The 19,552-nt window shown below is 65.3% G+C and carries 19 protein-coding genes and 1 pseudogene; 12 read left to right on the top strand and 8 right to left on the bottom strand.

Annotation, left to right across the window (positions count from 1 at the left end; all coding sequences use genetic code 11):
- Positions 1-22: 22 nt before the first annotated feature.
- Positions 23-406, top strand: a complete 384-nt coding sequence (locus Y900_RS31195) for a hypothetical protein (RefSeq protein WP_081845370.1) — start codon at positions 23-25, stop codon at positions 404-406.
- A gap of 213 nt (positions 407-619) precedes the next feature.
- Here the strand turns inward: Y900_RS31195 and Y900_RS26605 are convergent.
- From Y900_RS26605 to Y900_RS26595, 3 genes and pseudogenes are all read right to left on the bottom strand, one after another.
- Positions 620-1,252: pseudogene (locus Y900_RS26605) on the bottom strand (HAD-IC family P-type ATPase); the annotation flags it as partial.
- A gap of 129 nt (positions 1,253-1,381) precedes the next feature.
- On the bottom strand, positions 1,382-1,783 hold the full coding sequence (locus Y900_RS31190) for a hypothetical protein (protein WP_081845369.1): 402 nt from the start codon (positions 1,781-1,783) through the stop codon (positions 1,382-1,384).
- Positions 1,784-2,299: 516 nt separating this feature from the next.
- A complete protein-coding gene (locus Y900_RS26595; RefSeq protein WP_192827612.1) occupies positions 2,300-2,722 on the bottom strand; it encodes a universal stress protein in 423 nt (140 codons plus the stop codon).
- Between the two features lie 274 nt (positions 2,723-2,996).
- Here Y900_RS26595 and Y900_RS33910 point away from each other — a divergent pair, with 274 nt between their 5' ends.
- From Y900_RS33910 to Y900_RS32215, 5 genes are all read left to right on the top strand, one after another.
- Positions 2,997-3,230, top strand: coding sequence for a multicopper oxidase domain-containing protein (locus Y900_RS33910; RefSeq protein ID WP_036348187.1), 234 nt, complete (start codon positions 2,997-2,999; stop codon positions 3,228-3,230).
- A gap of 45 nt (positions 3,231-3,275) precedes the next feature.
- Positions 3,276-3,707, top strand: a complete 432-nt coding sequence (locus tag Y900_RS26585) for an ArsR/SmtB family transcription factor (RefSeq protein ID WP_051660485.1) — start codon at positions 3,276-3,278, stop codon at positions 3,705-3,707.
- Positions 3,704-5,686: a heavy metal translocating P-type ATPase gene (locus Y900_RS26580; RefSeq protein WP_081845368.1), complete on the top strand. Its 1,983-nt coding sequence runs from the start codon at positions 3,704-3,706 to the stop codon at positions 5,684-5,686. The genes Y900_RS26585 and Y900_RS26580 overlap by 4 nt, the downstream gene beginning before the upstream one ends.
- A gap of 219 nt (positions 5,687-5,905) precedes the next feature.
- Entirely contained in the window at positions 5,906-6,373 is a 468-nt protein-coding gene (locus Y900_RS26575; RefSeq protein ID WP_051660484.1) for an MgtC/SapB family protein, read from the top strand.
- Entirely contained in the window at positions 6,370-6,651 is a 282-nt protein-coding gene (locus tag Y900_RS32215) for a hypothetical protein (protein WP_131536314.1), read from the top strand. Before Y900_RS26575 ends, Y900_RS32215 begins: the two co-directional genes overlap by 4 nt.
- A gap of 522 nt (positions 6,652-7,173) precedes the next feature.
- Here Y900_RS32215 and Y900_RS26570 read toward each other — a convergent pair.
- Entirely contained in the window at positions 7,174-8,364 is a 1,191-nt protein-coding gene (locus tag Y900_RS26570) for a helix-turn-helix domain-containing protein (RefSeq protein ID WP_036348184.1), read from the bottom strand.
- A gap of 137 nt (positions 8,365-8,501) precedes the next feature.
- Here Y900_RS26570 and Y900_RS26565 point away from each other — a divergent pair, with 137 nt between their 5' ends.
- From Y900_RS26565 to Y900_RS26550, 4 genes are all read left to right on the top strand, one after another.
- Positions 8,502-8,783, top strand: a complete 282-nt coding sequence (locus Y900_RS26565) for a type II toxin-antitoxin system Phd/YefM family antitoxin (protein WP_036348181.1) — start codon at positions 8,502-8,504, stop codon at positions 8,781-8,783.
- 1 nt (position 8,784) lies between these two features.
- On the top strand, positions 8,785-9,063 hold the full coding sequence (locus Y900_RS26560; protein ID WP_036348178.1) for a type II toxin-antitoxin system RelE family toxin: 279 nt from the start codon (positions 8,785-8,787) through the stop codon (positions 9,061-9,063).
- A gap of 522 nt (positions 9,064-9,585) precedes the next feature.
- The gene (locus tag Y900_RS26555) at positions 9,586-10,821 is read left to right on the top strand and encodes an IS256 family transposase (protein ID WP_036341372.1); all 1,236 of its coding nucleotides are present in this window, start codon (positions 9,586-9,588) and stop codon (positions 10,819-10,821) included.
- Between the two features lie 120 nt (positions 10,822-10,941).
- Positions 10,942-12,135 (top strand): IS110 family RNA-guided transposase, encoded by a 1,194-nt coding sequence (locus Y900_RS26550; protein WP_237752775.1) that lies wholly within the window; start codon positions 10,942-10,944, stop codon positions 12,133-12,135.
- Positions 12,136-12,352: 217 nt separating this feature from the next.
- Here the strand turns inward: Y900_RS26550 and Y900_RS26545 are convergent, their stop codons facing one another.
- The 3 genes from Y900_RS26545 to Y900_RS26535 all read right to left on the bottom strand — a co-directional run bounded on the left by Y900_RS26545 (position 12,353) and on the right by Y900_RS26535 (position 14,690).
- The gene (locus Y900_RS26545; RefSeq protein ID WP_036348175.1) at positions 12,353-13,237 is read right to left on the bottom strand and encodes an alpha/beta hydrolase-fold protein; all 885 of its coding nucleotides are present in this window, start codon (positions 13,235-13,237) and stop codon (positions 12,353-12,355) included.
- Between the two features lie 580 nt (positions 13,238-13,817).
- A complete protein-coding gene (locus tag Y900_RS26540; RefSeq protein WP_420329851.1) occupies positions 13,818-14,288 on the bottom strand; it encodes a CAP domain-containing protein in 471 nt (156 codons plus the stop codon).
- Between the two features lie 27 nt (positions 14,289-14,315).
- Positions 14,316-14,690, bottom strand: a complete 375-nt coding sequence (locus Y900_RS26535; protein WP_420329842.1) for a DUF732 domain-containing protein — start codon at positions 14,688-14,690, stop codon at positions 14,316-14,318.
- A gap of 639 nt (positions 14,691-15,329) precedes the next feature.
- Between Y900_RS26535 and Y900_RS26530 the strand changes: the two genes are divergently transcribed.
- A complete protein-coding gene (locus Y900_RS26530; protein ID WP_036348166.1) occupies positions 15,330-16,361 on the top strand; it encodes a tyrosine-type recombinase/integrase in 1,032 nt (343 codons plus the stop codon).
- A 425-nt stretch (positions 16,362-16,786) separates the two neighbouring features.
- Positions 16,787-18,022, top strand: a complete 1,236-nt coding sequence (locus Y900_RS26525; protein ID WP_036341372.1) for an IS256 family transposase — start codon at positions 16,787-16,789, stop codon at positions 18,020-18,022.
- Between the two features lie 188 nt (positions 18,023-18,210).
- Here Y900_RS26525 and Y900_RS26520 read toward each other — a convergent pair whose 3' ends face one another.
- Entirely contained in the window at positions 18,211-19,413 is a 1,203-nt protein-coding gene (locus tag Y900_RS26520; protein ID WP_131536312.1) for a hypothetical protein, read from the bottom strand.
- Positions 19,414-19,552: the final 139 nt, after the last annotated feature.

Here is a 19,552-nt window from a genome sequence, read left to right as displayed (position 1 = left end):
AGACCAGAAGAGGTGACAAAGCATGTTCACCGCCAAACAGTTGACGACCGCCAGTCTGGCGGTCCTCGCCCTCGGCAGCTCAGCGGTACTGATCGAATTCAGCGGCAGTACCGCCGCCAATGCTCAACCCGCAGCGCCGATCTCGGCGTCTCCCTATGTGGCGGATATCCCAAATCCGTTGGACCCGCCGGGTTGTTGGGGAGCGGACGGCATTTGGTATCCCGACTGCTGGGGACCCGGGCAATGGGGACCCGGAATGATGGGTCCCGGACAGTGGGGACCTGGGATGGGGCCGGGCATGATGGGGCCACCCGGGCAATGGAACCCCGCACAATGGGGACCCGGAATGATGGGACCCGGGCAATGGGGTCCGGGCATGATGGGCCCCGACCCTTGGGACTATTAACCGGCGATGGCCTCTCAGTTCCATACCGGGAATCGGGCGACGCGGCGCACCTCCATTTTCCTCACGCGTTCATGTGCCGCAAGCCTTTTGTCGCACATGTGAACCCATGCAGCGACGGCTACGCTGACCTCGGGCCTCGACCTTGTCGATGGATTTCAGTTAGTGTCCGGCGATCTGAGGTCTCGGCTGCGTCAGTGCGTTAGGGCGTGGCCCCTACCGTGTGGCGGCCGGAGCAGCGCCGGACACCACGGTCGTTCGACTCGGGTCGGTAATGGCAACAGGTGGGGTGCGTCCGGCGCGGACACCGTTGGCGATGACGACGATTTCGGCGAGTTCGTTCACGGCAACGACTGCGGCCAATCCCAATACTCCGGTGAGGGCAAGCGGGATGAGCACGGTGATCAATCCCAGGGACAGGCCTACGTTTTGGAGCATGATGCGTCGTGCGCGCCGGGCATGGGCGAGGGCTAGGGTGAGGTTGCGCAGGTCGTCCCCCATCAGCGCGATGTCGGCGGTTTCGATGGCCACGTCGGTGCCCATCGCGCCCATCGCAATACCCAGGTCGGCGGCGGCCAGAGCGGGGGCGTCGTTGACGCCGTCACCGACCATCGCGGTCGTCTGCTGTCGACGTAGTTGCTCAATCAGTGCGGCTTTGTCTTCGGGGCGTAGATCGGCGTGCACTATGTCGATCCCCACATGCTTGGCTAACGCATAGGCGGTGGCAGCGTTGTCGCCGGTGAGCATCGCCACCTGATAGCCGCTACGGCGCAACTGCTCGACGACCTGGCGGGCTTCGGGGCGTAGCCCTAACGAGGCTCGACCACCCTGCCGCAGCACAGCGGTGGACGTTGGTGTAGCCCAACCCGCGGGGTGGGGAAGGTGGCCCGCGGCCCGCCGAAGTCGGAACGCATCTTCACCTTCCTGCGCACTGAACCGACCACAACCGACCAGCACGAATGAACCAGGCTGAAACGGCTACCGCGGGGGCGTGGTTGGCACGGCCGGAGTTGTGGTCGGCGATAGCTGCTGACCGGGGCCCATCATCCCGGGTCCCCACGATCCAGGCACCATCATCCCGCCCGGTTCCCACGATCCGGGGCCCCACGATCCAGGGCCCATCATCCCGCCGGGCCCCATCATCCCGCCGGGGTAACACATTCCGCGCCCGTCGCGGTAACCGCCGCCGTACTGCCGTCCGACAAAGAACCCGGAGAAAAAGATCACCGCGACGATAAATACGACACCAGCAACTATGCCCACCCATGCCGCGCTCTGAGCGAGCCTATTGGGACGATCCGATCCCCGCGGCAGCTCCCCGCGCCACTGCTCGGTGGCCACGGCTGACGGTTCGGTTCGGGACTCGGGCGTTTCGGTCATAACTCGATCATGCCGACGCCACCCAAGCGATGAACCGAACCGCCGCGTTCTTCATCGAATCTTCACTGAACCACGAGCTCACCAAACCGATCAACGAGCCATGGATCGATCTGGAGATTGTGGCGGTCGCTACGAACGCTACGAACGGAGCGAACGGAGCGTTCACCGTGTACGCCCCTCTGGTGGCGCCTGACTTCTGTCGACCGCACATTGGACAACAGGTCTGTCACGCGCGGACCCAAGTGAGACCCCGTCGACTCAGCCAGGTCGCGAACCTTGGCGACGCTGACCGCCTCCGGGTCGTAGTGCCTGGCGCGCCGGTCAGTGTGTCGATGAGCCGGCCGACGCACAAATCACGCCGGTCCAGAGCGTCGGGCAGCACTATCGGCAGGTCGAGCTCAACCTCGGCAGTCACGTCCACCCATCCACTCACCACATCGCGATGTTCACCAGGTGCAATGTTGGCGAGCCCGAAGCTTCCGCGCCAGTGCCGAATCGCCGTCACACGCACTACATCTAGGGACGAACGATCACGACCGGGCACGGGGCATGCTGGGCGCATTGGGAGCTCACCGAGCCCAGCAGCAGCCCGGCGAAACCGCCGCGGCCACGGGAGCCGACCACGAGGAGATCGGCGTCACGGGCGGCCTGGGTCAGCGCCTGGGCGGGGGAATCCTCGGTGACGACGCATTCGATGGCATCCGCATCGGCTCCCAGAGCCTGGCGGACCGCGTTCTGGGCCGACTGTTCGGCCTCCTGCTGCAACGCGTCATGGGCGGCTTCGGCGGCGAGGTGGGCGATCTCGCCGTCGCGGAACGGGAACGACCAGGCGTAGACGGCCCGCACCGTCGCGCCGCGCAGCCGCGCCTCCTCCACTGCCCAGCGCAACGCCTTCACCGACGCGGGGGAGCCGTCGATTCCAACGACAATGGTGGCCATGGCGCCTCAATTCGATTGACGGTGGACGATGCAGGCGATGCGTGTTGCCACATTCGTGATACCAGCTGGCGGGCGCTCGCGTCGTTCCCACCGCGGAGACGCGAACACCAGCTGCCGGGAAGGCGGACGAACACGATCGTGTACCCGGCGTTGCTGACTCGCCGACAGCCTTGCGCACCGTGCACGCATTGATCGTGACCAAGCTGCTACGGCCATATATGTCCCTCCCGGCATCGACAACACTGCCTGATCAGCGGCGCTATTCTGCCGACCGGTGAACGGGTCCGTGCGATTCGACGCAGTGCTCGTCGTGACCCTGCCCCCCGTGGTTGTCGCCAGTGGGTCGGCGGCCGCGGATCCGATCTGGCAGGACGTGATCAACATCCCGGCACGCAACCGGGTGACGGTGCGGGTGGCCTTCGACGACTTCCCCGGCCGCACCGTCTACCACTGCCACATCCTCGACCACGAGGACGCCGGCATGATGGGCGTCGTCGAAGCACGCTGACAACCTCTCAGCAGAGAGTCGCGAATTCTTTGATAACATCGACTTATGACGATGCTGATGGCTGAAACGGGTTGTGCGGCCTGTCCTGGGGTAACCCCGCCAGCGTTGGCTCCGGCGGCGGCGTTGTTCCACGGCCTGTCCGATCCGACTCGGCTGGCGATCTTGCAGCACCTGAGTAGCGGGGAGCATCGGGTGCGGGACCTGACCGAGCAGCTGGGTCTGGCTCAGTCGACGGTGAGTGCGCATTTGGGGTGCCTGCGGGAGTGCGGCCTGGTGGCCTCGCGCCCGCACGGGCGGGCGTCGCTGTTTGCGCTGCGCGTGGCCCCGGAGCTGGTTGATCTGCTGGTCGCGGCGGAGCAGCTGCTCGCCGCCACCGGCAACGCGGTTGAGCTGTGCCCGAATTACGGCACCGGCACTGACCTTGATCCCGGTCCGGCTGACCTGACGACCCGCCACATCGAGGTGGACAACCAGTGAGCAATCTCGATCCCTCCAAAGCAAGATCCGGCGACGAGGAGCTCGCCGAGGACCTCAACGCCGTCCCCGATGACGACGAGGCCGACGACGAGGACGTCGAGCACCTGTGGCAGGTCGGCGAGATCCAGCTGGGGGTGCTGTCGGGCGTGCTGCTGCTGGCGGCTTTCGTGCTGGGCCGCGCCGATTTGGGGGGCTGGGAGCTCGGCCTGAGCAGCGCCGCCCTGATCGCCGGCGGCCTCACGTTCGTGCCCAAGACCCTCAAGAAGCTATTCAGGGGCCAGATCGGCATCGACACCCTGATGACGATCGGCGCGCTGGGCGCTACGGCCCTCGGCCAGGTTGAGGAGGCCGCGACCCTGGCTTTCCTGTACTCGCTGAGCGAGGGCCTCGAGGAATACTCGGTGGCAAAAACCCGCAGGGGCCTGCGCGCCCTGCTCGACCTGGTGCCACGGCAGGCCACCGTGCGCCGCGGAGGCATCGAGCAGGTGCTCGACCCGGCCGAGTTGGTGGTCGGCGACACCATGATCGTTCGGCCCGGGGAGCGGCTGGCCACCGACGGCATCCTGCGTGCCGGGCGTACCACGCTGGACCTGTCGGCGATCACCGGTGAGTCGATGCCGGTGGAAGCCGACCCCGGCGACGAGGTATTCGCCGGGGCCATCAACGGCACCGGCGCCGTCGAGGTCGAGGTGACCGCAACCGCCCAGGACAACTCCCTGGCCCGCATCGTGCACATCGTCGAGGCCGAACACTCCCGCAAGGGCGCCACCCAGCGCTTGGCCGACACGATCGCCAAGCCGCTGGTGCCCGGCATCCTTGTCGCTGGGCTCCTCACCGCGGTTCTAGGCGCGGTGTTCGGCGACGCGACTCTGTGGCTCGAGCGCGCCCTGGTGGTGGTGGTGGCCGCGTCCCCGTGCGCCCTGGCGATCTCGGTGCCGGTCACCGTGGTCGCCGCGGTCGGGGCCGCCAGCAAGCGCGGGGTCCTGATCAAAGGCGGCGCCGCGCTGGAAACCCTCGGCAAGGTGCGCACCATCGCCCTGGACAAGACCGGCACCCTGACCCGCAACGCCCCAGTCGTCGTCGAGACCGTCACCGCCGCCGGTCACTCCCGCGAGGAAGTCCTGGCCCTGGCCGCGGCGCTGGAGTCACGCAGCGAGCACCCGCTCGGCCGGGCTATCCTCGCCGCCACGCAGACCGTCCCCGCCGCCGCCGATGTCGAGGCGGTCACCGGTGCCGGCGTGATCGGCACCCACGACGGGAAGGCGCTGCGGCTGGGCCGCCCCGGCTGGGTCGACCCCGGCGCCCTGGCCGCCGACATCACCCGGATGCAGCAGGCCGGCGCCACCGCGGTCCTCTTAGAGGTGGACGGTTTGGTGATCGGCGCGATCGCCGTGCGCGACGAGCTGCGCCCCGAGGCCGCCGAAGTCGTCGCCGAGTTGCACCGGCAGGGCTACACCGTGGCGATGCTCACCGGCGACAACTCGGCCACCGCCCACGCCCTGGCCGCCGAGGCCGGGATCAGCGAAGTGCACGCCGACCTGCGCCCCGAGGACAAGTCCCTGATCGTGGGGCAGTTCCGGGATGCCGGGCGGGTCACCGCGATGGTCGGTGACGGCGTCAACGATGCCCCCGCCCTAGCCACCGCCGACCTGGGCGTCGCGATGGGCGCGATGGGCGCCGACGTGGCCATCGAGACCGCCGACGTCGCCCTGATGGGTGAGGACCTGCGTCTGCTGCCCGGGGCGTTCGCGCACGCACGCCGCACCCGGCGGATCATCCTGCAAAACGTCGCGGTCTCACTGGCACTGATCGCGGTGCTGATCCCGCTGGCCTTCCTCGGGGTTCTTGGGCTGGCCGCCGTCGTCCTGGCGCACGAACTGTCCGAAGTGCTGATCATCCTCAACGGGGTACGCGCCGGCCGATCCACCCCCCTGCGCACCGTCGGCCCCGCCGCGGTACCGGTCACTGCCCACCACTGACACCACACACGGCGCAGTGTGCGTGTTCACTGACCGATCAGCGGGTGTTTCGTTGCTGTGCCGGCGCGTGATCCAAACTGAAATTGCCTAGCAGGCGAGCAGCGACGCTGCTTAGCTTGGCTGTCGGCGTCTGTTCTCCTCCACGGGCACGGCGCGCACCTCTCGTCGCTACACGGCCCCACTGCGCGCCGCCCGAGCGTCGACCAAAGGGAGGCTGACATGACCGAGTTCGATCTCATACTGCTGGCGCGCGCCGCTTTGGCCGCGGCCCTTGGGTTTGTGATCGGTTGGGAGCGGGAAACCTGCGGATCGCCCGCCGGGGACCGGACCAACGCCCTGGTCGGGCTGGGGGCAGCCGTCTTCACCGCGTTGGCCCTGGATCTGTTCCCGCAGGAGACCGGCAGGGTGATCGCCGGTGTCGCCACCAGGGTCAGGTTCCTCGGGGCCGGGGTGATCCTGCGCCAATCCACCGGTGAAGTCCGCGGGCTCACCACGGCTGCTGGCATCTGGTCGGTCGCCGCCCTCGGTGTCGTGGTCGGCGCCGGGCGGTATTGGACCGGTCTCATCCTCGCCGCACTGATCCTGCTCATCCTGGTGTGGGAGGAGATACCCGGACTCGCCCGGATCGGATACAACAAGCGGCGAGCGGCCCAACGACGCACAGAATCGGGCCAAGATCCACCATGACGATCGCGGACCCTGACGAATACGTGGCCTTGCGGCAAACTCACCTCCACACTGGAGTTAATACCCGTCGGGGTATAGTAGGGCGCCGATTTTTCGCTTTGGCCATAGAGACGGCGGACCAGATGGCCGGTGTCGAGGAAGGCGTCGACCCAAAGCCACAGATCAACAACGGGTTTGGTCACCAGACCACGATGCGCGCCAACCGTCGCCGACGCGGCACCTGTGATTCATCTGATGAAAACAGTGTACTTTCACTGGATAATGTAGATTTTCCATGAAAGAGACCGGACGACGCTGGTAGACACCATCATTGGACAAATCCAAGCATCGCAGGGCCAACCGACCGCAGTCCGCGTCTACACCGACGCCGAGGCCGATGAAGCCACCCGCTACGCGGGAGAGGCCGGGGGAGTGGTCGTCCCGCTACCCCTTTCGCCGCCGCCGCACCCTTGTCAGTCGTGAGAAGTCTTCCGAGCGCGTTGTGCCCATCTCTCGTGGACGGCCTGGGCCGACATCCCTGCTGCTGCACCCATTTTCGCCCATGACATCTGCCATGCACGCGCGTGTAGGACGGCTCGATCTAGTTGTTGTTCGCCGGAACGAATGGCTGCGGGTGCGGCTCCGATCACGGCTTGGGCGTCGATGTCGCTAATGCGCTCGCTCCACCACACGTCGTGGCCAGCCGTCACAACATCGCCACTGGGGTGGATGTAGCTTAGGGTCGAAAAGTCCTGCGCGATAGGAATTTTGCGGACTGTCTCCCGCTCTCATCGGACGGCGAGACTCGGGCCTGCGATGACTCAGCGGTCCTGGGCAAGGCGTTCGAGCGGGCTGCCGGGAAGGGCTGCCGGGGTCAGCGTGTATGTGATGGCCCACTCGACTGCGTCCTCTATAGCGTTGCGGGGGTACGGGGGCGGTGCGTGTTTATCGAACTCCCCGTGCTCCCAGGTCTCAGGAGCCGCGGCGATGGTGACGGTGACTGGGACCGATAGCTGCAGGCCGGCCAATCGTGTCTCGATTGCGTCGGTGAGCTGCGCGGCGTATTCGGCGTATTCGCGTTTCCGCTGCTGATCGAGTGCGTCGACCAGGGCGGAGATCGACTCCATCGCCTGCTCGTACGCGATCTCTCCGGAGGTGGGTTCGCGATAGGACCTGGCCTCCTCCCACAGCTCAGCCAGCAGGGCAACGTCGCCATCATCCCCAGACCAGCCAGCTAGGCCGGTGACCAGGTAGCCGTTGTTGTCGACCTCGATCCAGGGCTCGTCAGCGATGCGTGGGTCGTCGGGGGAGAAGGGGCCCGGTGGTAGATCAGTCGGCTGTGGGATGGCGGCGGCGCGGCCGTCGAGCTCGACCTGCGCGTCGGCGTACTCGTCGTCAGTGGGGTCGCCGAGGGTGCTCAGAATGCTGTCTACCCACAGGTCGACGATGACGGGTTCGGTGCGGTGGCGGATAAGGTCTTTGTCGTCGAACACCGTGGATTGCAGTGTCTGGCGGACTCTTTCGGCTTCCCATGAGCCGGGGCGGCCGGCCAGAATGGCTTCGATGCCGCCGGCGTTGGCGGCGGCGCCGGCCAGGGCGAGGGTCACAAACTCGGCCCAGTCGATTGGTAGTGCTGCGCGCGGATCCGGGTTCGGCTCCCATCCACCCGAACCATCCTGGCGCATAGGCTGATTCGTCAGGTGTGTGGCCTCGGTAAGCACCGCGATGGCGTCGCGGAGGACCTCGCCATAGGGCCGTGGCTGCTCGGTTTGCTCGGCGGTCAGGTACCCGGTGTCAAAGAGCGCCGCGGAGAGCACTTCGCGGTATGGACGGCCGATAACGCCCGCTGCGGCAACGAGATTGGCTCGATCCGGCAGTCTGCGGACCCCTTTGGTTCGCCACTTACGAAGGTTCTCCCGGGTGACGCCGATCCGCCGGGCAACCTCAGCCTCGCTGACCCCGTGAGCGCTGCGATAATGGTCGATCAACTCGACGAGGCGTGAGGTTGCCATGCCGCCAAGTATCGTGCGACTATCAAGGGTAGTCAAGTGTCAGTATGCATATATGCCAACTGAGAGTTGACATAATCTCGGTTATCGGCTAAATACAGGTCTGGTACAGACCTATATTTGGGTCTACACTGTTCATCATGAGGATACTCCCGATATCGCAGCTGAAAAGCAAGATCAACGAGTATGTCGACGCCGTATGTGAGACGCGGGATCAGATCACCATCACCAAGAATGGTTTACCGGCCGCGGTACTGATCGGCGTCGATGAATGGGAGTCGATCCAAGAGACGCTGTACTGGCTGTCGCAGCCCGGCATCGCCGAATCCGTCGCAGAGTCTGAATCCGACGTTACCCTCGGCCGCACCTACGGTGAGGACGAGATTCGCGCCGCCTACCAGATTCCGCGGCGATCGCGCTGAAGTGAATCCCGCAGACGGCTACACGACACGATTCACAGCCACCGCGCGCCGCGACCTCGACAAGCTCCCACCGCGGATCCTCGCCGCAGTCATCGAGTTCGCCTTCGGAGACCTGGCCCGCGGACCCCGGCGCGTTGGCAAACCGCTTGGGGGTGAACTGGCCGGCCAATACAGCGCACGACGGGGCCCCTACCGACTCCTCTACCACATCGACGACCATGTGGCGACCATCTGGGTGCACCGCATCGACCACCGCGCCGATGTCTATCGACGTACCTGACCGCCGCGTTGCGTCACTGTGACGCAATGGGATGTTCATGCTCACCTGAGCGCCCGAACATCTTGATGGTTGGAAGTCCGGGTGAGCAGGCGGCCGCGCGTGCACCAATACCCGTTGCCGCCGTTTACCAGGCGCCATACCGGGAAATCCTAAGCAGTCCGGAGGGCTCGATGCTGACTTCTTGACCTGGTGCCGCCGCACGGCTGGCTTGTGAATCTGGTGTCGGCGGGGCGCTCGGACGCGGGTGAGGCGATGGTGAATATCGAGTGTCTATTCCTGTGGGCGCCGCAGGGTCGCACAGAACCTGCGGTCGATGCCTGGTGTCTGGCCAACTTGGATACGTACCACCGCCCGGTTGGTTTCTATGGAGGCATGCCGGCACCGGGGTTGCGTCCAGCAGAGTGGTGTACGAGTCGGACCTGATTAGCGGTACCGGCGTGTCGTAGCCGAGTGATTGAAGGTCATCGCGTGATTCTTCGAGGGACCGTCCAAAGTCACTCGAGCAAAGAAGGAACACACGCGATGACCACTGTCCACGATATCGACCTGCAGCAGGTCCTGACCGAGCGACTCACCGCCGCTCATCCCGACGTGCTGCGCGAGCTGCTGTCGATGTTCATCCACACCCTGATGGGTGCCGAGGCCGACGCACTGTGCGGCGCCGGCTACGGCGAGCGCAGCGGGGAGCGAACCAACCACCGCAACGGCTACCGCCACCGTGACTTCGACACGCGGGCAGGCACATTGGACATCGCCATCCCGAAACTGCGGCAGGGCTCCTACTTCCCCGATTGGCTGCTGGAACGACGCAAACGCGCCGAGCGGGCCCTGACCACGGTGGTGGCCACCTGCTACCTGCTGGGCGTCTCGACGCGGCGGATGGACAAACTGGTCGGCACGCTGGGCATCTCCGGGCTGTCGAAATCGCAGGTCTCGGTGATGGCCAAGGAACTCGACACCGCCGTGGAGGCGTTCCGCACGCGGCCACTCGATGCCGGGCCGTACACGTTCGTCGCGGCCGATGCCCTGGTCCTCAAGGTCCGCGAGGGCGGTCGCGTGGTCAACGTGCATGCGCTGATCGCGACCGGTGTGAACGCCGAGGGTTACCGCGAGATCCTCGGCATCGACGTCACCACGGCCGAGGACGGGGCGGGCTGGTTGGCGTTCTGGCGATCGCTGACCGCCCGCGGCCTATCCGGGGTCAAACTGGTCACCTCCGACGCGCACGCGGGGCTGGTGGCCGCGATCGGCGCCACCGTGCCTGGCGCGGCCTGGCAGCGCTGCCGTACGCACTACGCCACCAACCTGATGGCCATCACCCCGAAGTCGTCGTGGCCGTGGGTGCGCACGCTACTGCATTCGGTGTATGACCAGCCGGACGCTGATTCCGTTGCTGCGCAATATGATCGGATCATCGACGCGCTCGCCGACAAGCTCCCCAAGGTCGCCGAGCACTTGGAGAATGCTCGCGCGGACCTGCTGGCGTTCACCGCGTTCCCCAAGCAGATCTGGCGCCAAATCTGGTCCAACAACCCCCAGGAACGGCTGAACAAGGAGATCCGCCGTCGCACCGACGTCGTCGGCATCTTCCCCGACCGGGGCGCCCTGATCCGCCTCGTCGGTGCCGTCCTGGCCGAACAGCACGACGAATGGGCCGAATCCCGGCGCTACCTCGGCCTGGACGTCCTCAGCAAATCACAAGCCGTCCAGAACTCACCGACAGAACAGGAGGCCACCACAGAGGCGCTCACCGCCTGAACCATCAACTCGAAGAATCACCCGACGACGTCGTACACCACGTCCCTGGACTTGACCGGCACCGGGCAGCCCCGCCGACTGCCAGCTCTGCCGCCGCCCGCCAGGGAGTGCGTGAGACTAGTGGATGCGGTCATCGGCGTCGACGCTCACAAGCGCAGTCACACTCTGGTAGCGGTGAATCCGCTGGGCCGCAAGCTCGCTCAACTAACCGTCGCGACGACCACCGAGGGTCACAGCGAAGCACTTCGGTGGGCGCGAGCTCGATTCGGCCGCGACCTGGTGTGGGGAGTGGAAGACTGCAGGACGTTGACCGCGCGTCTCGAACGAGACCTGCTAGCCGCAGGACAACAGGTGATCCGGGTCCCCCCTCATTTGATGAGCCGCTCGCGCGCCTCCTCACGCGAGCTAGGCAAGTCCGACCCCATCGACGCTCTCGCGGCGGCGCGGGCGGTGCTACGCGAACCCGACCTTCCGGTGGCCTGCCACGACGCGCACTCGATGGAACTTCGGCTGCTCGTCGACCGCCGCGAGGACCTCGTGCAGCACCGCGTCGCCCTCATCAGCCGCATGCTCGAGCGCATCCACCAGCTCGACCCGGCCTGGGCAGAGCCTCGCAACTGGGAATACAGAAAGCCCCGCGAGGAACTGCGGACTTGGCTGGCCACCCAGCACGGGCTGCTCGCCGAACTCGCCCGCGACGAATTCGATGAAATCGTCGCGCTCATCGACACCGCGCAGGCACTGGAGCGCCGCATCGATGGGCGGGTTCACGAGGCGGCGCCCGCGCTGCTGGGCATCCATGGCTGCGGGAATCTGACGGCCGCCAAGATCGTGGCCGAGGTCGCCGGGATCGACCGATTCAAGAGCGAGGCCGCCTTCGCCCGACACGTTGGGGTGGCGCCCATCCCGCACTGGTCAGGGGAGACCACCCGCCCGCTGCGGCCCATCCGGCACGGCAACCGCCAACTCAACGTTGCGCTGCACCGCATCGCCATGGTCCAGATCACCCACCCCGGCCCGGGACGGGATTATTTCCAGCGGCGGATCGACGAGGGCGACAGCCGCCAACGCGCGCTGCGCTCACTCAAGCGCCGCCTCGCGCGGGTGGTCTATGCACGGATGAAGGCCGACAGCCGCAACGGCGGCCGCAACGGACGGGGACTCGACCCGGGCCGAGCCGATTACCATTCGCGCAGACTGGCGGCGGGCGCACTAAGGCAAATGACCCAACTCAGGAGCAGGCCACCGCAGAGACTTGCCTTACCCCCACGCGATGGGAAACGAACCCGCCCCGGCAGGAAAAGATATCTCTGACCAGCTCGAATACGTTATCGATGCGGCCGCGGCCACGTTCGTGTATTCGGGGATGGACCTTGAGGAATCCAATCCCTTCTCTTGAGTTCGTGGCGGCCAGATTGTGGCGGTTTCGTCCCGGTCAAGACCGGACCGTTCACATACCGGACCGATCGGGTTGCAGAGGTTCGAAAACTGCAAAACGATAATTGAGTATCACGGTGGACGGGTAGAGCTGTTATTTGATTGCTGTCGCAACGTCGTTCGACATCGCGGCCAGCTGAGCGGCCCAGTTGCCCCAGTCGTGGTTGCCACCGGCAGGGAAGTCGAAGTGGCCGTTGCGTCCGCCCAGGGAGCGGTAGTGCGAGTAGAAGGTGCGGTTGCTGCCCTGAGCCTGATCGCAATAGCCGATCATGGCCGGCACGTCGCTGCAGGTCAGCGTCTGGGGGCTGAAGACCCACAGCCGGGTGTTGTTGTCGACCAGCAGCTGGGCGTGCACGTCAGGGTCGTGCCACTTCCACCGGCCGAGCTGCGCTGCACCCCACATGGCCTGGGTGTTCACCCCGCCGAACTCGTTCATGCCGGCCGTGATCGCACCGTTGAGGAAGGTGTTGGACGGGGTCAGGAAGCCCGACATCGACCCGGCGTAGCGGTATCGGTCCGGGTGGAACGTGGCCTCCATCAGAGCACCGGTACCACCCTGGGCGGCGCCGACGATCGCGTGCCCGCCGGGAGCCAGACCCTTGTTGGCCGCCAGCCAGTTGGGCAGCTCGTCGGACAGGAAGGTTTCCCACTGCCGGGTGCCGTCGGCTTCCCAGTTGGTGTAGAGGGTGAACGCTCCGCTGGCCGGCGCGACCACCGAGACGCCCTTGCCTGCCAGCGTGTTCATCGCGTTGCCCGCGGTCACCCAGTTGCTGACCGGATCGCCTGCGTTGAATGCGTCCAAGAGCACCACGGCATGCGGGCCGCCGGCCAGAAAGGCCACCGGGATATCGCGGCCCATGGCCGGTGACGGGACCATCAGATATTCGACATCAGCGGCCCAGCTGGGCGCGGCGGCTCCAAGGCACACGCCGAGGGCAAAGACCACACTCGCACAGCAATTCATTGCGCGGCTAGTCATCCGTATCCGCCAAAGTTTTGGATCATCCATCCAATTAATCCTTCGATTGTTGCCGCAAATACATCGCCGAAGTCCGATGCAAGCTTGATTCGAAGATCAGCTCACGGCTACCGAGGTTATGGGCAAAATTCGCACAGCCCGGTGAGCCACGCAATCACCACCTACACGGGCGGATACGCCGGCGGCGGATAAACCCCACGCAGTGCCCACGGAAGCCAACTGAAAAAGTACTCGACCTCATCGCTGGCATCGTAGTCAGGGGTAGGATCCATATGCAATCTCCGATCGCGTGGGGTCCGGCGGCGCTCACGCTAGTCTTGCCTCCGGCATCGCGCAGCGACGTCGGAAACACAATTTCTTGTCTCCAAGTTGTCGTGATACCGCCGCGGCACACAGGTGGTATCTGGGGCAATGTAGCCGAGATGACGAATACAAATGCCGGTACCTATGGCGCAGCTGGATCGGTATCGTGCGCCGATCTGGAGGCTGCCGCGGCCAACCCGTGACTGGGGATAGCGTTGTCGGGTAACGGGCCAGCCGGCCTAACGGGGCCTCGAGTCCGAACGTCGTCGTCGCCCCGTCAGGCCGGCTGGCCGTATACCGCCACCAAAACCGAGCGGTCCAGGCTGTTCACCGACCAGACGCCGATCGCGGTGTTGGCGCAGTCCGACATGATCGCGAAATCAGCGGGGTCGTGATACCACTGATTGATGACGTCGAGATTGTTGATGGCCAGGGCAGGATTGATGGCCACCGTCTGGGCGACCTTTCCCTTGAAACCAGCTGTGGCAGCACGGCTCTGGGGCGTGGAGCCGTCGGATCCGAGATCCCCGTCCAGCGCGCGGTCATTGAGGACGTCGTTGGCGTGCCACTCCGCGGCTTGGGTCAACGCGGGGTTCCTCTTAATGTCCGTGGCGCATCCAGCCTGATGCTGGACGGTATAGACATTGGCGACCACGCCGTTGTTGAGGCGAGTGTTGTCGGCCTGCGCGGCGGGCGCACCGGCAAGAGCAAGCACCGTCGCCGCGCCGACGGCCGCTACTGCGTGAATAACTCTGATTACCAACGTCTTTCCTTACTACGTGGACGGGACGTAGCCTGCTGCGGACTGGCGCAGTTGCCAGATCGCGGCGGGGCACAGCTCCTGAGCGGACTGGCTGATCAGATAGGACGCCTGGAACTCGTCGCTGGTGGCGAAGTCGGACTTGATGGTGTTGACCAGCTGGCCGTAGCTGACCCCGGAGTTGATCTGATCGCACACGCCGTGGCCGTACGCCAGCGCGGCGTCGGCGTCGGCGTCGGCGAACTTGTATCCCGGCCGGACGGTGACATTGACGAGGTAACCGATGTTGTCGGCGTGTGCGGGCTGTGCGGTGCTCAGCACGCCCACGGCGCCCAATGCGGCGAAAGTGCCGGCGATCAGCAGGCGAGTTGCCGCGGTACGCATTGCCATATTGTGTCCCATAGGTGATCGGCGCAGGTCGGGGGAGTGCTGGGGATCCGCGAAATATACATCGGCACACCCGCCGTGATCTAGTAATCGGCCATGATCGAGCCGACCCGTGTGGTGTCGATGATGCTGTTCGCGTTGGCTCTCTACTCGGCACGCGACCAATATCGCGTAGCGACGATCTACACCTGATCTGGTCCGTGATGGCGCGCATTCATTATCAGGCCGCACCCGCTCGCGGCACGGCGACGCTCGACGCGATGATTCGTTGCCTAGGTGCCGAGATGTCGCCGCCAACACCGGGCCCCCGGGACGGGGTATTTCGTCACTGTGATGTATTGGGGGCCAAGCGGGCCGGACCTAGTGCGGCTGGGGATACCGGCGCGCTGGTTGTCCGATTCGTCTGCCGGAAAGGTGCACGTCTGTTCAGAGCGAGTCAAACTGACGTGTGGTGTTCGCGACGCCTCAGACGTAACCCTCGAACCCGGCTCTCGTGACCGGTAATTCTAGATGCTGCCAGGAGCCGGTGGCCAATTGCCAACGCGGTCACTTACTCATCCTGCCTACCCACGACCACGCCTTCACTGCGATACGCACGCCTATCTCATGCATAACAGTCAATATGCATGAAATACTTCTTGGGTGGCATCCGTACCCCTCAGCGTCGACCGCCCCCGCCCGGAGTGGTTCGCGACGTTTCTGGCCGATCGGGGAAGCCGCAAACCGTCGGCCCACACGCTGGCGGCCTACTGCCGCGACTTCGACGGCATCGCCGAGTTCATCGTCGGCGGCGCGGAGGTGGCGTCCCTGCGACTGGCCGACATCACCCTGGACTCACTGCGGACAGCGTTTGCCGTCTTCGCGGAAAGCCACGCGCCGGCCTCCATCCGCCGCTGCTGGTCGACGTGGAACACGGTGTGCACGTTCCTCTATACCGCCGAGCTGATCGCAGCCAATCCGATGCCTATGATCGGCAGACCCAGAACGGGCAAGACACTGGCAAAATCGCTGCCGCCCAACGCGATCGAAGCCCTCATCGGGGCCCTGGCAGCCGAGGAGCCCTCCACACGGCGCAGCGACTGGATCGAACGCGACCGTGTCATCATCCTGACCGCGCTGCTGGCCGGCCTGCGCCGCGAGGAATTAGTGGGCGCCAACATTGGCGACATCCGCCCCACCGACACCGGCGCGATCATCCAGGTTCGCGGCAAGGGCAACAAGGACCGCCGCGTGCCGATCGAGGCCCCCCTGATCGAGGCGCTGCAGCAGTACCTGTCCAGCCGCGCCATTCGGCTCCCCCGACCCGCGGGCCGGCGAAGCGCCCCCGGCGCGCAGTTCGCGAGCTGGCCGGCCACCGCGCCGCTGTTCGTCGGAGCCGACGGCGAACGTATCACCCGCGGCACCCTGCAATACCGCGTGCTGCGGGCTTTCCGGCGGGCGGGCATCGATGCCGAGCGCGCCCGCGGCGCCCTGGTGCACGGGTTGCGCCACACCTTCGCCACCGAACTGGCCAACGCCGAGGTTAGCGTCTACATGCTCATGCGACTGCTCGGGCATGAATCGATGGCCACCTCCCAGCGCTACATTACAGCCGCGGGCACCGAGACCCGCGAGGCTGCCGCCCGAAACCCGCTCTACCAGATCGTGAAACCCCCCGTTGACGTCGAATATTGAACTCCCGCGCCACCATAAGAAGCATGAATCTGAATACCGTTGTACAGCAACTCAGTTCGCTCGTAAGTGAGGCCATCGAGTCCTCCTCACGCCGCCAAGGCGGTCGGCGCTTAAATCTGCCGCCAATCCTACACCGCTGCAACAGGTTCCGCGCTTTCCAAGGATGGTCGTCATCATTTATGCACTGAGTGTGTGACTGCTCTCCAATCGATTCGGCCTCCGACCGAACGAGACGCGCCAGACTCGAGCGAATCTTCATCCCCGCGTAGCACGAAGCCGGTTGTTCGAGGTTGCGTCCAGCAGAGTGGTGTACGAGTCGGACCTGATTAGCGGTACCGGCGTGTCGTAGCCGAGTGATTGAAGGTCATCGCGTGATTCTTCGAGGGACCGTCCAAAGTCACTCGAGCAAAGAAGGAACACACGCGATGACCACTGTCCACGATATCGACCTGCAGCAGGTCCTGACCGAGCGACTCACCGCCGCTCATCCCGACGTGCTGCGCGAGCTGCTGTCGATGTTCATCCACACCCTGATGGGTGCCGAGGCCGACGCACTGTGCGGCGCCGGCTACGGCGAGCGCAGCGGGGAGCGAACCAACCACCGCAACGGCTACCGCCACCGTGACTTCGACACGCGGGCAGGCACATTGGACATCGCCATCCCGAAACTGCGGCAGGGCTCCTACTTCCCCGATTGGCTGCTGGAACGACGCAAACGCGCCGAGCGGGCCCTGACCACGGTGGTGGCCACCTGCTACCTGCTGGGCGTCTCGACGCGGCGGATGGACAAACTGGTCGGCACGCTGGGCATCTCCGGGCTGTCGAAATCGCAGGTCTCGGTGATGGCCAAGGAACTCGACACCGCCGTGGAGGCGTTCCGCACGCGGCCACTCGATGCCGGGCCGTACACGTTCGTCGCGGCCGATGCCCTGGTCCTCAAGGTCCGCGAGGGCGGTCGCGTGGTCAACGTGCATGCGCTGATCGCGACCGGTGTGAACGCCGAGGGTTACCGCGAGATCCTCGGCATCGACGTCACCACGGCCGAGGACGGGGCGGGCTGGTTGGCGTTCTGGCGATCGCTGACCGCCCGCGGCCTATCCGGGGTCAAACTGGTCACCTCCGACGCGCACGCGGGGCTGGTGGCCGCGATCGGCGCCACCGTGCCTGGCGCGGCCTGGCAGCGCTGCCGTACGCACTACGCCACCAACCTGATGGCCATCACCCCGAAGTCGTCGTGGCCGTGGGTGCGCACGCTACTGCATTCGGTGTATGACCAGCCGGACGCTGATTCCGTTGCTGCGCAATATGATCGGATCATCGACGCGCTCGCCGACAAGCTCCCCAAGGTCGCCGAGCACTTGGAGAATGCTCGCGCGGACCTGCTGGCGTTCACCGCGTTCCCCAAGCAGATCTGGCGCCAAATCTGGTCCAACAACCCCCAGGAACGGCTGAACAAGGAGATCCGCCGTCGCACCGACGTCGTCGGCATCTTCCCCGACCGGGGCGCCCTGATCCGCCTCGTCGGTGCCGTCCTGGCCGAACAGCACGACGAATGGGCCGAATCCCGGCGCTACCTCGGCCTGGACGTCCTCAGCAAATCACAAGCCGTCCAGAACTCACCGACAGAACAGGAGGCCACCACAGAGGCGCTCACCGCCTGAACCATCAACTCGAAGAATCACCCGACGACGTCGTACACCACGTCCCTGGACTTGACCTTGTTCGACTCTTTCCACAACTATCGCTTACCGGGTTTGCCACCACCCCGCAGACTGTCAGTCGAAACGAAAACGACGCCAACTACTTTGGAGCGACGCGCATCGATCGTCGGGAACGACCTCGGCACCTGTCAAAAGGCCAAAGCCAGTTCTGAGCAATCTTCGTCGAGGAGTTGCACCGCCTTGCACGCAGCCTTGGGCACCTGCTGGCTGCCGAATGGCGAATCCTTACCGTGTAGCGCGTCCTCGCGATCTTGCTCGAGGACCTCGGGATGGCGGCGCACGCTCGCGAGCAGCCCCACCTGGGCCAACGCGACACCGCGGACGTCGTCGATCGCCTCGTAGATCTTCGCGGCGGCGCCGAGCTGATCCTTTGCCAGGCCGAAATCCCCAGCGTGGCGGGCACAAACGCCGATCTTGCGCGTCAGCACCGCGGCTGCCCACGATCTGTCACGCATCGACATCTGCTCCTGAAGTTCGAGCAGCTTCGCGAGAAGTTCCTTGGCCGCGACGGGGTCCGGGTGCCTTTCGTGGCATTCAGCCTTCGCCACCTCCAGCGACGCATACGACAGTGCCCGCCAATGCCCGTTGTCGACGGAAGCGAAATGCTCACCGGCAGCTGCAAACAACTCCTGTGACCGCGCGGAATCATCGTCCAACTCGGCGGCCCAGAACGAGCTCTCGGCGATGACTCGCAAATAGCCATGAGAGCGTACCAACGCCAACGCGTCCTGCGCTGCTGCGGAGACGCTGCCCCACTCGGCGTTCGAGCAACACGCCCGCGTCACCAATGTCAGCGCCGCGGCTCGCCCATAGGCGAACTTTGCATCGGTGGAGAGCTCAACGGCCTCATACCCGCGCTTGATCGCCCTGGCCACATCCCTTCCGTCCTCGATTAGGCCACGGGTGTATGCGCACCATCCGAGACGAATCAGTGCTGCGGGGCTACTCCCACTTCTCGCCCACTCCTCGGCGCGCCGTAAATCCTCGAGACACGCCTCACGGTGCTGAGGGAACGCGAACAGTCTCGCGCGAGCCCGATCATAGGCGGCGCGCGCACGCAACAAGTCGTCGCCCGAACGCTCGGCGATGGCCTCGGCGGTCTCCGCCAAATCCATCGCGTCCTCCCCCACCGTAACCATGCCGGACGAACGGGTCAACACGCCTGCCGACCCAAGCGCTGACACGCGCAGCTGGAAATCCAGGTGGACACTGCTGCCTGTGCTCAACAGATCCGGCAGAAACTTTGCCGCGGTACGCGGGTTGCTGTGGGTCAGCGCGTCCACGAACTCGATCATCTGAGCCGTGTCCGCCAAACCACGGGTGGCCAGCACCGGCTCGTCATCGTACTCGGATTCCGGCTGCTCATCGATGTCCGGCCCATCAACCACCCGTCGTTAACACGGTGCGCTCTACGGTGCCTAGGTGCCCATGAGGTGAGCCCGTCGTAGTGGTCCAGTCGTTGTGGGACTC

This window comes from Mycolicibacterium aromaticivorans JS19b1 = JCM 16368, assembly GCF_000559085.1.
In the GTDB taxonomy this organism is placed as follows: Bacteria; Actinomycetota; Actinomycetes; order Mycobacteriales; family Mycobacteriaceae; genus Mycobacterium; species Mycobacterium aromaticivorans.
This window is presented reverse-complemented; position numbering and strand designations above follow the sequence as displayed.